Annotated in this window: 12 protein-coding genes and 2 tRNA genes; 3 read left to right on the forward strand and 11 right to left on the reverse strand. The window is 63.5% G+C overall.

Annotated features, from left to right (window positions below):
- Window positions 1-29: 29 nt before the first annotated feature.
- The 11 genes from DA1_RS23030 to uvrB form a co-directional block, all read right to left on the reverse strand.
- Window positions 30-104, reverse strand: a tRNA-Val gene (locus DA1_RS23030).
- Between the two features lie 37 nt (window positions 105-141).
- Window positions 142-216 (reverse strand) — tRNA-Val (locus DA1_RS23035).
- Between the two features lie 42 nt (window positions 217-258).
- Entirely contained in the window at window positions 259-975 is a 717-nt protein-coding gene (gene dnaQ / locus DA1_RS23040; protein WP_034394212.1) for a DNA polymerase III subunit epsilon, read from the reverse strand.
- A 10-nt stretch (window positions 976-985) separates the two neighbouring features.
- Window positions 986-1324 (reverse strand): ISC system 2Fe-2S type ferredoxin, encoded by a 339-nt coding sequence (gene fdx, locus DA1_RS23045; protein ID WP_013802212.1) that lies wholly within the window; start codon window positions 1322-1324, stop codon window positions 986-988.
- Between the two features lie 25 nt (window positions 1325-1349).
- Window positions 1350-3218 (reverse strand): Fe-S protein assembly chaperone HscA, encoded by a 1869-nt coding sequence (hscA, locus tag DA1_RS23050; RefSeq protein ID WP_034394215.1) that lies wholly within the window; start codon window positions 3216-3218, stop codon window positions 1350-1352.
- An 84-nt stretch (window positions 3219-3302) separates the two neighbouring features.
- Window positions 3303-3821, reverse strand: coding sequence for a Fe-S protein assembly co-chaperone HscB (gene hscB / locus DA1_RS23055; RefSeq protein WP_034394218.1), 519 nt, complete (start codon window positions 3819-3821; stop codon window positions 3303-3305).
- A gap of 117 nt (window positions 3822-3938) precedes the next feature.
- Window positions 3939-4262: an iron-sulfur cluster assembly protein IscA gene (gene iscA, locus DA1_RS23060; RefSeq protein WP_012205822.1), complete on the reverse strand. Its 324-nt coding sequence runs from the start codon at window positions 4260-4262 to the stop codon at window positions 3939-3941.
- Window position 4263: 1 nt separating this feature from the next.
- Complete coding sequence (gene iscU, locus DA1_RS23065; protein WP_016447123.1) at window positions 4264-4662, reverse strand: Fe-S cluster assembly scaffold IscU; 399 nt, start codon at window positions 4660-4662, stop codon at window positions 4264-4266.
- A 43-nt stretch (window positions 4663-4705) separates the two neighbouring features.
- Window positions 4706-5926 (reverse strand): IscS subfamily cysteine desulfurase, encoded by a 1221-nt coding sequence (locus tag DA1_RS23070; RefSeq protein WP_034394221.1) that lies wholly within the window; start codon window positions 5924-5926, stop codon window positions 4706-4708.
- A gap of 135 nt (window positions 5927-6061) precedes the next feature.
- On the reverse strand, window positions 6062-6598 hold the full coding sequence (gene iscR / locus DA1_RS23075) for a Fe-S cluster assembly transcriptional regulator IscR (RefSeq protein WP_012205825.1): 537 nt from the start codon (window positions 6596-6598) through the stop codon (window positions 6062-6064).
- A 225-nt stretch (window positions 6599-6823) separates the two neighbouring features.
- Window positions 6824-8911 (reverse strand): excinuclease ABC subunit UvrB, encoded by a 2088-nt coding sequence (uvrB, locus tag DA1_RS23080; protein ID WP_034394224.1) that lies wholly within the window; start codon window positions 8909-8911, stop codon window positions 6824-6826.
- Between the two features lie 128 nt (window positions 8912-9039).
- On the opposite strand from uvrB, the gene DA1_RS23085 reads away from it, so the two are divergent.
- The 3 genes from DA1_RS23085 (at window position 9040) to DA1_RS23095 (ending at window position 14214) form a co-directional block, all read left to right on the forward strand.
- Window positions 9040-10236 (forward strand): amino acid aminotransferase, encoded by a 1197-nt coding sequence (locus tag DA1_RS23085; RefSeq protein ID WP_034394227.1) that lies wholly within the window; start codon window positions 9040-9042, stop codon window positions 10234-10236.
- Between the two features lie 193 nt (window positions 10237-10429).
- Window positions 10430-11419, forward strand: coding sequence for a CoA transferase (locus DA1_RS23090; protein WP_034394230.1), 990 nt, complete (start codon window positions 10430-10432; stop codon window positions 11417-11419).
- Window positions 11420-11751: 332 nt separating this feature from the next.
- Complete coding sequence (locus DA1_RS23095; protein ID WP_034394233.1) at window positions 11752-14214, forward strand: EAL domain-containing protein; 2463 nt, start codon at window positions 11752-11754, stop codon at window positions 14212-14214.
- Window positions 14215-14225 lie beyond the last annotated feature (11 nt).

Raw genomic sequence — 14225 nt, forward strand, 5'->3', positions numbered from 1 at the left:
GGCTGCTAGGCCAACCTCTTTGGAAAAAATGGTGGGTGATACATGGATCGAACATGTGACCCCTGCCGTGTGAAGGCAGTGCTCTACCGCTGAGCTAATCACCCGTGAAGCTGGCTGCTAGGCCAACTTCTTTGGAAAAAATGGTGGGTGATACATGGATCGAACATGTGACCCCTGCCGTGTGAAGGCAGTGCTCTACCGCTGAGCTAATCACCCATATGTCGTTACTGCAACAAGACTTAGATTATGTCATAACTTCTAGGACTGATTTTCGAAGCCGCGCCAAATTGTCTTGCCGCCGCTCGATTTGTCCATCTGCACCATCACATCCTCGTGTGCGGCCAGCTCCTGATCATTGGCGTGCACCACGCGCAGCTTGAAGCTGGCCAGATCCACCTGCGCCACGACCAGTCCACCCTCGGACTGGACAGGCTCTTCCGCCATCAACAGAGCCTCCTGGCCCCGCGTGAGGTTGATGTAGACATCGGCCAGCAGCTCCGCATCCAGCAAGGCGCCGTGCAGCGTGCGCCCGGAGTTGTCCACCTCCAGGCGATCGCACAGCGAATCGAGCGAGTTGCGCTTGCCAGGGAACATCTCCTTGGCCATGACCAGGGTGTCGATGACCCCGCTCACGCACTGGCGGATCGGCGGGCGGTTGGCAAGCTCCAGCTCCTTGTTCAGGAACCCCAGGTCAAAGGGCGCGTTGTGGATGATGAGCTCGGCGCCCTGCAGGTACTCCCAGATCTCCTCGACCTTGTGCTCGAAGCGCGGCTTGTCCTTGAGGAATTCGGTGGTGATGCCGTGCACGCGCAGCGCGTCCGGATGGCTGTCGCGCCCCGCATTGAAATACAGATGCAGGTTGTTGCCGGTCAGCTTGCGGTTGACCATCTCCACGCAGCCCAGCTCGATGAGCCGGTCGCCGTTGTCGGCTGACAGGCCAGTGGTTTCAGTGTCGAGAATGATTTGACGCGACATGTGCTGGCCCTCAGTGGTTTTCCTTGGCGTGATTGAGCGAGTACTTGGGAATCTCGATGGTCACGTCCTCGCGTGCCAGGATGGCCTGGCAGGACAGGCGGGACTGCGGCTGCAGACCCCAGGCGCGGTCCAGCAGGTCTTCTTCCTCTTCCTCGGCCTCGTTCAGCGAGTTGTAGCCCGCCTTGACCACTACATGGCAGGTGGTGCATGCGCAGCTCATGTCGCAGGCATGTTCGATCTTGATGTTGTTGTCCAGCAGGGCCTCGCAGATCGAGGTTCCGGCGGGCGCCTCGATTTCAGCACCCTGGGGACAGTATTCGGCGTGGGGAAGTATTTTGATAACGGGCATGACGGATCTGCTGTCGGATCAGAAATCAGGAAAGGGATTGCACGCTCTTGCCGGCCAGGGCCTGCTGGATGCTGCGGTTCATGCGCTCGGCGGCGAAGGACTCCGTGCCCTTGGCCAGCGCTTGTGTCGCCGCCTCGATGACGGCGGCATCCTCGGAGCCCACGCTGGCGCGCAGGGCGTCGATCAGCGCATCGATGGCTGCGCGCTGGTCCGCGGCGAGCACATCGCCATCGGCCTGCAGAGCGCTCTCGCTGGCCATCAGCATGCGATCGGCGTCGACACGTGCCTCCACCAGTGCGCGGGCCTGCATGTCCTGCTGGGCCGTGGCAAAGCCGTCCTGCAGCATGCGGGCAACCTCGTCGTCCGACAGGCCGTACGAAGGCTTGACATGGATATGGGCCTCGACGCCACTGGTCTGCTCCTTGGCGCCTACCGACAGCAGGCCATCGGCATCCACGGTGAAGGTCACACGGATGCGGGCCGCGCCGGCCGCCATGGGCGGGATGCCGCGCAGCTCGAAACGCGCCAGGCTGCGGCAGTCCGCCACCAGGTCGCGCTCGCCCTGCACCACATGGACGGCCAGGGCCGTCTGACCATCCTTGTAGGTGGTGAAATCCTGGGCACGGGCTGTGGGAATGGTCTCGTTGCGGCTGATGATTCGCTCGACAAGGCCGCCCATGGTCTCCACGCCCAGGGACAGAGGAATCACGTCGAGCAGCAGCATGTCGCCGCTGGAGCTGTTGCCAGCGAGCTGGTTAGCCTGGATGGCGGCCCCCAGCGCAACGACTTCGTCGGGGTTGAGATTGATGAGAGGATCGCGGCCAAAGAACTCGGCCACGGCCTCGCGCACCTGGGGCATGCGGGTGGAACCGCCGACCAGCACCACGCCCTGCACTTCGTCGCGCGCCAGCCCTGCGTCCTTGAGCGCGCGGCGCACGGCTGCCAGCGAACGTGCCGTCAGATGGGCCGTGCTCGCATCGAAATCGCTGCGCTTTACATCGAAATGCACAGCGCCGGTAGACAGCTCGGCCGTGAGCGTTGCGACCTGTGCATCCGTCAATGCCTGCTTGCAAAGGCGCGCCGCCATGCGCCAGCGGGCCTTGTCCTCGGCCGTCTGGGGAACCACGCCGGTCTGCTGGGCCACCCACTCGGCCAAAGCCGCATCGTAGTCGTCGCCCCCCAGGGCCGAGTCGCCACCAGTGGAGACGACTTCGAACACACCCTGGGACAGACGCAGGATAGAAATGTCGAAGGTGCCGCCACCCAGGTCATAGACGGCGTAGACGCCTTCGGAGCCGTTGTCCAGGCCGTAGGCAATGGCTGCAGCCGTGGGCTCGTTGATCAGGCGCAGCAGGTTGATGCCGGCGAGCTTTGCCGCATCCTTTGTTGCCTGGCGTTGTGCATCGTCAAAGTAGGCGGGCACGGTGATGACGGCGCCATGGATGTCGTCATTGAAGGTGTCTTCGGCACGGAAACGCAGCGTGGCCAGGATCTCGGCGCTGACCTCCACGGCTGTCTTGGTACCATCGACGGTCTCGATCCCGATCACGCCACGGCCGGCCTCCTGCTCCGCAAAGCGGTAAGGCAGCTTTTCCGGCGCATCGATGTCAGCCAGCGTGCGGCCCATGAAGCGCTTGGCCGAGGCAATGGTGTTGCCCGCATCGGTAGACAGTGCAGCCTGGGCGGCGTGGCCGATCTCACGACGGCCCTGGGGCAGATAGCGCACGACAGAAGGCAGCAGCACTCGGCCCTGGTCATCCGGCAGGCATTCGGCCACGCCATTGCGGACAGCGGCGACCAGCGAATGCGTGGTGCCCAGGTCGATGCCCACGGCAATGCGCCGCTGGTGGGGATCGGGGGACTGACCGGGTTCGGAAATCTGCAAAAGCGCCATGAAAATACTCGGGGAAATTGCAGGTCCGGGCCGGCCGGCCTGCCTTGTGAATGAGGGTCTCTCGTGGGAGGTGCGGATCGCGGGTTATTGTCCCAGTTGATCGCGGCGACGCTCTATGTCCTGCGCAAATCGCGCAACAAACATGAGGGCTCTGACCTGCTGCACAGCCGCCTGCGCATCGTGCAGCTCATCCAGCTGACGACCACATTCAGCCAGCATGCTCTTTCTCGCCTGCAGCACCTCGTCGTCCAGCGCATCCAGAGCGGCCTCGTCCTGCGCCTCTTCCAACGCCTCGCGCCACTCCATTTGCTGCATCAGAAAGGCAGTGGGCATGGACGTGTTGTCCTCGGCACGCACGGGTGCACCCTGCAATTCGCAGAGATACGCTGCGCGCCTGAGTGGCTCTTTCAACCGCTGGTAGGCCTCGTTGATGCGCACCGACCACTGCATGGCCACGCGCTGCGCGGCGGCTCCCTGCGAAGCAAAGCGGTCAGGGTGGGCCTCGCGCTGCAACTCCTTCCAGCGCGCGTCAATGGTGCTGCGCTCCTGCGCAAATTGGCGCGGCAGCGCAAACAGCTCGAAATCGTCCGATTGCAGGTTCATGTCGATAAAAAGCCGCCAGCACCGAAGCGAAGGCGGCCTCTTGAGGGAGTAGAAGAAATCAGGGTCTGCCGGGCATGCCTCCAGGCCACAAAGGCCCGGCCACCCGGCAAATGCCGGTCAGATGCGAAAGCTCTCGCCGCAACCGCAGCGATCACGCTCGTTGGGGTTGTGGAACTTGAAGCCTTCGTTCAAGCCCTCACGCACGAAATCCAGCTCCGTGCCGTCGATATAGGCCAGGCTCTTGGGATCGACCAGCACCTTGATGCCGTGGTCCTCGAAGATCACGTCCTCGGGCAATTGCTCGTCCACATACTCCAGCTTGTAGGCCAGGCCAGAGCAGCCCGTGGTCTTGACCCCGAGGCGCACGCCGATACCCTTGCCGCGCCGCGACAGGTAGCGGCTCACGTGGCGTGCCGCAGAATCGGTCAGCGAGATCGCCATATCAGGCGGCCACCACCGCAGTGCGCTTGGCACGGTAGTCATCGACTGCTGCCTTGATGGCGTCTTCGGCCAGGATGGAGCAGTGCACCTTGACGGGAGGCAGAGCCAGCTCTTCGGCGATCTGGCTGTTCTTCAGCGCAGCCGCCTCATCCAGCGTCTTGCCCTTCACCCACTCGGTCACCAGCGAAGACGAGGCAATCGCGGAACCGCAGCCATAGGTCTTGAAACGCGCATCCTCGATGACGCCGGTTTCGGGGTTGACCTTGATCTGCAGCTTCATCACGTCGCCGCAGGCAGGAGCGCCGACCATGCCGGTGCCCACCGATTCGTCGCTCTTGTCGAACGAGCCCACGTTGCGGGGATTTTCGTAGTGGTCTACCACTTTGTCGGAATAAGCCATGATGTCTACCTCTTCAATACTTGATTCGCGTGCCGACCAATGCTCAGTGAGCCGCCCATTGGATGGTGCTGAGATCGATGCCGTCCTTGAACATCTCCCACAGCGGGCTGAGTTCGCGCAGCTTGACCACATTGGTGCGGATGGTGCTGATCGCGTAGTCGATTTCCTCTTCGGTCGTGAAGCGGCCGATCGTCATGCGCAGGCTGCTGTGCGCCAGTTCGTCGCTGCGGCCAAGTGCACGCAGCACATAGCTGGGCTCCAGGCTGGCCGACGTACAGGCCGATCCCGAGGACACCGCCAGACCCTTGATGCCCATGATGAGCGACTCGCCTTCGACGAAGTTGAAGCTCATGTTCAGGTTCTGCGGCACACGGTGCTCCATGCTGCCGTTGATGAAGACCTGCTCCAGATCCTTCAAGCCGTTGAGCAGACGCTGCTGCAGCGCGTAGGCCTTGGCATTGCTTTCAGCCATTTCTTCCTTGGCAATGCGGAAGGCCTCGCCCATACCGACGATCTGGTGCGTAGGCAGCGTGCCCGAGCGCATGCCGCGCTCATGGCCACCACCGTGGATCTGAGCTTCCAGACGCACACGCGGCTTGCGGCGCACATACAGGGCACCCACGCCCTTGGGGCCATAGGTCTTGTGCGCGGTCATGCTCATCAGGTCCACCGGCAGCTTGGACATGTCGATCTCCACGCGGCCCGTTGCCTGCGCGGCGTCCACATGGAACAGGATGCCCTTCTCACGGCACAGCGCGCCGATGGTGGGAATGTCTTGGATGACGCCGATTTCGTTGTTCACGAAGAGCACGCTGACCAAAATGGTGTCGGGGCGCAGCGCGGCCTTGAATGCCTCGATGTCGAGCAGGCCATCAGGCTGCACGTCCATATAGGTCACCTCAAAGCCCTGGCGCTCGAGTTCACGCATGGTGTCGAGCACGGCCTTGTGCTCAGTCTTGAGCGTGATCAGGTGCTTGCCCTTGCCCTGGTAGAAATGCGCCGCGCCCTTGATGGCCAGGTTGATGGACTCGGTGGCACCGCTGGTCCAGACAATCTCACGGGGATCCGAGCCGATCAGGTCTGCTACCTGGCCGCGGGCCTTCTCGATGGCCTCCTCGGCTTCCCAACCCCAGGCATGACTGCGCGATGCGGCGTTGCCGAAATGCTCACGCAGCCAAGGAATCATGGCGTCCACCACGCGAGGGTCCACGGGGGTGGTCGCGCCATAGTCGAGATAGATGGGGAAATGCGGGGTCATGTCCATGACTGGCTCTTATCAAGGTTCAGGCTGGCAAAAAAACGGGAAGGCGATGAACTCCGGTGAATCCATCCAGGCGGACAACACCGCGCCACACAGCCATGCGCGGCGGTGCCCTGCCCTCAGGGTGTCAAAAGTCGATCAGGACTTGGCGAAGGCGTTGCCCAGCGCGAATACCGAGTTCGGGGCATTCACACGGATGGGCTTGACCACGGGAGCCGTGGAAATCGCGCGACGCACCACGGGCTTGTCCTCGATCTGGATGCCCTTGGCCAGTTGTTCGTCCACAAGCTTTTGCAGCGTCACGGAATCGAGGAACTCGACCATGCGCTGGTTCAGTGCGGCCCACAGCTCATGCGTCATGCAGCGGCCGGCTTCGCCCAGGCAATTTTCCTTGCCGCCACACTGGGTGGCGTCAATGGGTTCGTCCACGGAGACGATGATGTCGGCCACGGTGATGTCGCCAGCCTTGCGGGCGAGCGTGTAGCCGCCGCCGGGTCCACGGGTGGACTCGACGAGTTCATGGCGGCGCAGCTTGCCGAACAGCTGTTCCAGATACGACAGGGAAATCTGTTGCCGCTGGCTGATGGCTGCCAGCGTGACAGGGCCATTGTTCTGGCGCAGGGCCAGATCGATCATGGCAGTGACCGCAAAACGGCCTTTGGTGGTGAGACGCATTACGAGCTCCTTCAGTCAGGCTTGTACGTTACAGAAACACCCGCTCCAGCGATTTGACTGGAGTTGGGCACAGTCTCCGCCCTTACTCCGTCCTGTTCAAAAGGTTCAGAGCCCTTCTTTTCATCGAAGTTTTTGTTGTTGTTGAGTGTTGACCCTTAGTGTACCACATTCCCCATCAATTTTGTCGGGTAACAGGAGCTAACGGGCTTCAGACCAGGCGCCGCCTCAGGAAACCTGCACGGATGAGCCCCCGAACAGTTGCTCCTTGAGCAGCGCCAGCTGATCGCGCACCCGCGCAGCCTGTTCGAACTCCAGGCTGCGCGCATGTTCGAGCATCTGCTTCTCCAGACGCTTGATTTCCTTGGCCACATCTTTTTCGGACATGTCCTCGACACGCGCTCTTTCGAGTTGATTGGCCTGCAGGCGTTCCGCTTCCTTGCCACTTTTTTCGCTGTAGACACCATCAATCAGGTCTTTCACCCGCTTGACAATCTGCTTGGGTTCGATTCCGTTTTCCTCGTTGAAGCTTATTTGCTTGGCACGGCGGCGCTCGGTCTCGCCAATGGCCTTCTTCATGGACTCAGTGACACGGTCCGCATACAGGATGGCCTTGCCATGCAGGTTGCGCGCGGCGCGGCCGATGGTCTGGATGAGACTGCGTTCGGCGCGAAGAAAACCTTCCTTGTCGGCATCGAGGATGGCGACGAGCGAGACTTCGGGGATGTCCAGCCCCTCGCGCAGCAGGTTGATGCCCACGAGCACGTCAAAGACACCCAGGCGCAGGTCACGAATGATCTCCACACGCTCCACCGTTTCCACGTCGGAGTGCAGATAGCGCACCTTGACGCCGTTTTCACTCAGATAGTCGGTGAGTTGCTCGGCCATGCGCTTTGTCAGCGTGGTGATGAGAACGCGCTCCGTGCGTTCGACGCGCAGGCGGATTTCCTGCAGCACGTCGTCCACCTGATTGGTGGCCGGGCGTACTTCGATTTCAGGATCGATGAGACCTGTGGGGCGAACGACCTGGTCCACGACCTGGCCCGAGTGGGTCTTCTCGTAGTCTGCCGGCGTGGCGGAGACAAAGATGACCTGGCGCATGCGCTGCTCGAATTCCTCGAATTTGAGCGGCCGGTTGTCCAGCGCCGAAGGCAACCGAAAGCCGTACTCCACCAGCGTGGTCTTGCGCGAGCGGTCGCCGCTGTACATGGCGTTGAGCTGGCCGATCATCTGGTGACTCTCGTCCAGGAACATGAGGGCGTCGCCGGGCAGGTAGTCGGTCAGGGTGCTGGGCGGCTCGCCGGGTGCGGCGCCTGAGAGGTGGCGGGTGTAGTTCTCGATGCCCTTGCAGTGACCGACCTCGGTGAGCATCTCCAGATCGAAGCGCGTGCGCTGCTCCAGGCGCTGGGCCTCGACCAGCTTGCCGTCTCCCACCAGTTGCTTGAGCCGCTCGGCCAGCTCCAGCTTGATGGTTTCCACGGCGGCCAGCACCTTGTCGCGCGGCGTGACGTAGTGGCTGCTGGGGTAGACCGTGAAGCGCGGAATGCTCTGGCGCACGCGACCCGTCAGCGGATCGAACAGCTGCAGGCTTTCGACCTCGTCGTCGAACAGTTCGATGCGGATGGCCAGCTCGGAATGCTCGGCGGGGAAGACGTCGATGGTGTCGCCGCGCACGCGGAACTTGCCCCGGCTGAAGTCCTGGTCGTTGCGCTGGTACTGCATGCGGATCAGTTGCGCAATGACGTCGCGCTGGTTGATGCGGTCGCCGGTGCGCAGCGTCATGATCATGCGGTGGTAGCTTTCGGGCTCGCCGATGCCGTAGATGGCCGAGACCGTGGCGACGATGACCACGTCGCGCCGCTCCATCAGGCTTTTGGTGCATGACAGCCGCATCTGCTCGATGTGCTCGTTGATGGCGCTGTCCTTTTCGATGAACAGGTCGCGCTGGGGCACATAGGCCTCGGGCTGGTAGTAGTCGTAGTAGCTGACGAAGTATTCGACGGAGTTCTTGGGAAAGAACTCGCGGAATTCGCTGTACAGCTGCGCTGCCAGCGTCTTATTGGGCGCAAAGACAATGGCCGGGCGACCCATGCGGGCGATCACGTTGGCCATGGTGAAGGTCTTGCCAGAGCCCGTCACGCCCAGCAGGGTCTGGAAGGATTCGCCGTCCTGGATGCCTTCGACCAGCTTTTCAATGGCTGCGGGCTGATCGCCGGCCGGCGGATAGGGCTGGAACAGCTCGAAGGGGGAGTCCGCGAAATGCACGAACTGGCCGGAGGCCCCAGGTGCTGGAGAGGAATCAGAGACTTCGTGCATGACGTGGGTTCGCAAAAGTGAGTATCGGCCGGCGAGATCGCTAGAATTCATGGGTTAACCCGAAAGCCTACCGTAGCTTGGGGCTAGCCGCGTTTTTTCCACCTCCCAAGACATCCCAAGGACGCTTCATGTCTCTGTTTACCGCCGTCGAAATGGCCCCCCGCGACCCCATCCTGGGTCTGAACGAGCAGTTCGCTGCCGACACCAACCCCAGCAAGGTGAATCTGGGCGTGGGCGTGTACTTCGACGACAACGGCAAGTTGCCCCTGCTCGAATGCGTGCAGGCCGCCGAGAAGGCGATGATGGACAAGCCCACGGCCCGCGGCTACCTGCCCATCGACGGCATCGCTGCCTATGATGCCGCAGTCAAGGGCCTGGTGTTCGGCGCCGAGTCCGACGTCGTCAAGTCCGGCCGCGTGTCCACGGTGCAGGCCATCGGCGGCACCGGCGGCCTGAAGATCGGCGCCGACTTCCTCAAGAAGATCAGCCCCACCGCCAAGGTGCTGATCTCCGACCCGAGCTGGGAAAACCACAAGGCCATCTTCACCAATGCAGGCTTCGAAGTGGGCACCTATGCCTACTACGACGCGGTCAACCGCAAGGTGAACTTCGAAGGCATGCTGGCCGACCTGAACGCGGCCGCCGCCGGCACCATCGTGGTGCTGCACGCCTGCTGCCACAACCCGACCGGCTATGACATCACGGCCGAGCAGTGGGACCAGGTGATCGCCGCCGTCAAGGCCAAGGGTCTGGTGGCCTTCCTCGACATGGCCTACCAGGGCTTTGGCCACGGCATTGCCGAAGACGGCGCCGTGATCGGCAAGTTCGTGGCCGCCGGCCTGAACATTTTCGTCTCGACCTCGTTCTCCAAGAGCTTCAGCCTGTACGGCGAGCGCGTGGGCGCGCTGTCGGTGGTGGCCAACGACAAGGAAGAAGCGGCCCGCGTGCTGAGCCAGCTCAAGATCGTCATCCGCACCAACTACTCCAACCCGCCCACCCATGGTGGCGCCGTGGTGGCAGCCGTGCTGAACAACCCCGAGTTGCGCGCACTGTGGGAAAAGGAACTGGGCGAGATGCGCGTGCGCATCAAGGCCATGCGCCAGAAGCTGGTTGATGGCCTGAAGGCTGCCGGTGTCCAGCAGGACATGGGCTTCATCACCACCCAGATCGGCATGTTCAGCTACTCCGGCCTGAGCAAGGACCAGATGGTGCGCCTGCGCACCGAGTTCGGCGTCTACGGCACGGATACGGGCCGCATGTGCGTGGCCGCGCTCAACAGCAAGAACATCGACTACGTCTGCCAGTCGATCGCCAAGGTGGTCTGACCCCCACCCCGGCTGCCCGGCCATGCGCCGGGTTTGCAGACATGCCGCCAACGGTGCATTGCCCTGGCGGCATTTTCTTTTTCCGGGCGGCTTTTGCATCCTCACCGTCCGGTATGCGCCAGGCCCTTGGAGGCATGGGTGCGATCATGCGGGCAGTTGAAACACCGAATGCACACTGAGACGCTCGATACCCATGCCCGATCACGCGCCCCTTGACGCTATTGCGCTACCCGCGTCCCTCCCATCTTCCCCCATCAACGGGCTGCCGTTGTCGGGCGTGCGCATCCTGAGTCTGGCCCTGAATCTGCCCGGCCCCGCCGCCCTGATGCGCTGTGCCGCCATGGGCGCGCAGTGCAGCAAGCTGGAGCCTCCGTCTGCACAGCCCGCTGCGGCCGGTGCAGCCGGTGTGGCCGGTGCAGACCCGATGGCGCACTACAGCCCGCAAGCCTATGCCGACATGCACCAGGGCGTTGCGGTCTGGCAGGCACAGCTCAAGAGCGAGGAAGGACAGGCGGCGCTGCACGATGCGTTGGATGCGGCCGATATCCTGCTCACCTCGTTCCGCCCCGCCGCACTGGCCAAGCTGGGGCTGGACTGGGCGTCGCTGCAGCAGCGCCATCCGCAGCTGTCGCTGGTGCGCATCGTCGGCAGCGCGGGAACCCTGGCCGATGTGCCAGGACATGACCTGACCTACCAGGCCGAGGCGGGGCTGGTACAGGGCGGCGCCATGCCACCCAGCCTGTTTGCCGACATGGCCGGTGCGCTGATGGCCAGCGAAGCCGTGCTCAAGGCCTGGCTGCTGCGCCAGCGCAGCGGCCACGGCAGTCTCCAGGAAACAGGCCTGGCCCAGGCCGCGCAGTGGCTGGCTTTGCCCTGGCATTGGGGCCTGACCCGACCCGATGGCGATGTGGGCGGCGCGCACGCAGGCTATCGCATCTACGCCTGCGCCGATGGATCGGTGGCCGTGGCGGCCCTGGAGCCGCATTTCGCGGCCCGCCTGTGCGCCGTGGCGTCGGTGAATGGCGATGGCAGCATCGCCAGCATGCGCAGCCCCGCCATGCATGCAGCCCTGCAAGCCTTCCTGGCCCCCTTGTCCTGCGCCGAGCTGGCAGACCTGGCCGAGCAGCACGATCTGCCCCTGCACCCTCTTCCCGGCCAACCCCAGGCACGGCCTCGCTTGTAGGCGGACACCTAAAAGCACCACCTGCCCGCAACCTACAAGCCGCGCAGGTCATGGCTGGCAGCAGCATGCGGGCACGCTGCGGCCAATGACCCTCTTTACCGTAATAGCCCGCTCCTCTTAAATCGGAGTTGCGCATACAACCGGACAACCCGAACACATCTGGAAACACCCATAATCGGCTTATCTGGAGGCAGCCCCATGGTTCGAGAACATCCATCAACCGCCCGGATATCCGGGACGCGTCAGCCACCCAGCCATTCGGCGCCAGTTCTGCAGCGCATTGGCGCCAGCGCCTGAGCCGCCCACACGGCCAACCCTCCCCTGCTCCGCCCATGCAAAGCCAGCCCCCAGCCCATGTGCCGGTACTGCAGCTGGTGCAGCGCATCTGGCCCCTGGTGCTGGTGGTCGTGGTGCTGGTGGTCATGGCCAGCGGCAGCCTCTACCTTGTGTCTGCGGTGCGCGCCTTCGTGGCCGGGGAAAGCCTGTGGTCCAAGGCACAGAAGGACGCCATCTACGCCCTGAGCCGCTATGTGGACAGCGGCTCGGCGCGCGACATGGCGCGCTTCGAGCAGGCCATGGCCATTCCCGCGGGCGACTGGCAGGCGCGCATGGCGCTGGACGATGTGCCAGCCAGGGTCAAGGATGCGCGTGCCGGCATTCTTCTGGGAGGCAACCACCCTGACGATGCCGAGGCGCTGATCTGGCTCATGCAGACCTTCCGCCATGTCGAGCTTCTGGAAGAGCCTTATCGCTACTGGAAACAAGGCGATCAGTATCTGCAGCAGCTCGACAGGCTGGCCCAGGAGATAGAGCAGCGCCACGCAGTGGGCAGCGTCAGCGCCGAGGACGCCATCACCTGGAAGCGCGAGATCGAGCAGATCAACGCCGGCGTCACACCGGCCACCCAGCAGTTCAGCGCCTCGCTGGGCCGCAGTTCACGGCAGATGGTGATGTGGCTGCAGGGCATCCATCTGGTGCTGGGTGTGGCGCTGATCCTGGTGGCGCTCTGGCATACGCGGCGCATGCTGCAGCAGCGCCAGCAGGTGCAAAACGACCTGCTGACGGAAAAGGAAAGGGCCCAGACCACGCTGGCCTCGCTGGGCGACGCCGTGATCACCACGGACGCCCAGGGCGTGGTGGACTATGCCAACCCCGCCGCGCTGGGCCTGCTGGGCAGCAACGAGCAGCAGATCAAGGGCCAGCACCTGGCCAAGGGCCTGCATTTCAACAGCATTGACGCCACCCAGACCGCGGAAAGCCTGCTGGCCCATTTGCTGTCGGGCCAGCAATTGCGCGAGGAGCACACGCGCTGGCTGCGGCGCCATGACCGCAGCATCGTGCCGGTCAAGCTCATGGGGTCGGCCATCAGCGGCGGTGGGGAGCGCCCGGCCGGTGCGGTGATCGTGCTCAGGGATGTCTCGCGCGAGCAGCAGTATCTGGACCAGCTGTCTTGGCATGCCAGCCACGACGGGCTGACCGGGCTGGAGAACCGCGTCGAGTTCGAGCGCCGGCTGCAGCGCCTGCTCAACCAGGGCCAGCACAGGCTGCGGCCCTCGGCCGTGCTGTACATGGACCTGGACCAGTTCAAGCTCATCAACGAGACCTGCGGCCACCCGGCGGGCGATGAGATGCTGTGCGAGGTCAGCCGCCTGCTGCTGCACAACCTGCGCGAGACCGACACCCTCGCGCGGCTGGGCGGAGATGAATTCGGCGTTCTTCTGGAGAACTGCCCGCCCGAGCCCGCCCTGCGCATTGCCGAGAAGCTGCGCCAGGCGACCGAGGCCCTGCACGTGCACTGGGGCAAGCAGGTGCTGCGCACGGGGCTTAGCATCGGCCTGGTGCACATCGGCGGCGAGGTCCAGTCGGCCCAGGACCTGCTGCGCATGGCCGACATGGCCTGCTACCGCGCCAAGGAGCGTGGCCGCAACCGCATCTACGTCTACCGCAGCGACGATGGCGAGTACACCCGCCACGTCAGCGAGATGGAATGGGTGACACGCATACGTATGGCACTGGAGCAGGAGCGCTTTTGCCTGTACGCCCAAAGCATTGCACCACTGCAGCCCGACGGTCAGCGGGGACTTCATTTCGAGGTGCTGCTGCGGCTGCGCGACGAGCAGGGCCAGATCATCTCGCCAGCCACCTTCATTCCCGCGGCCGAGCGCTACGGCATCATGCCCACGGTGGACCGCTGGGTGATCGCCAGAACGCTGGCCACGCTGGCCCAGCATCCGGCCGCACTGCGCCACATCGACACCTGCGCCATCAACCTGTCAGGCCCCAGCCTGGATGACGACGGGCTACTGGACTTCGTGCAGAAACAGTTGAGCACACACGGCATTGCGCCGCAGTTGCTGTGCTTCGAGATCACGGAGACCAGCGCCATCGCCAGCCTGTCCAGTGCCACCAGGCTGATCCAGGCCCTGCGCACCCTGGGCTGCCGCTTTGCGCTGGACGACTTTGGCGTGGGCATGTCCTCGCTGACCTATCTGAAGCAGCTGCCCGTGGACTATCTGAAGATCGACGGCGGCTTTGTGCGCGACATGCTCCAGGACCCCAGCAACCACGCCATGGTGGAGATGATCAACCGCATAGGCCACATCCTGGGCAAGCGCACCGTGGCCGAGTATGTGGAAACCCGCGAGATCGCCCAGGCCCTTCAGGCCGTGGGCGTGGACTATGCACAGGGTTTTGCTCTGGCACGGCCCGTGCCGCTGGACACGCATTACTTTGAAAGCGGCGCCCAGGCCGCCCGCCGCGAATGGCAGGGCACGCTAGCGCCGGCCGCCAGCTAGAGGCAAAGGCG

The organism is Delftia acidovorans NBRC 14950 (assembly GCF_001598795.1).
Lineage (GTDB): Bacteria > Pseudomonadota > Gammaproteobacteria > Burkholderiales > Burkholderiaceae_C > Comamonas > Comamonas acidovorans.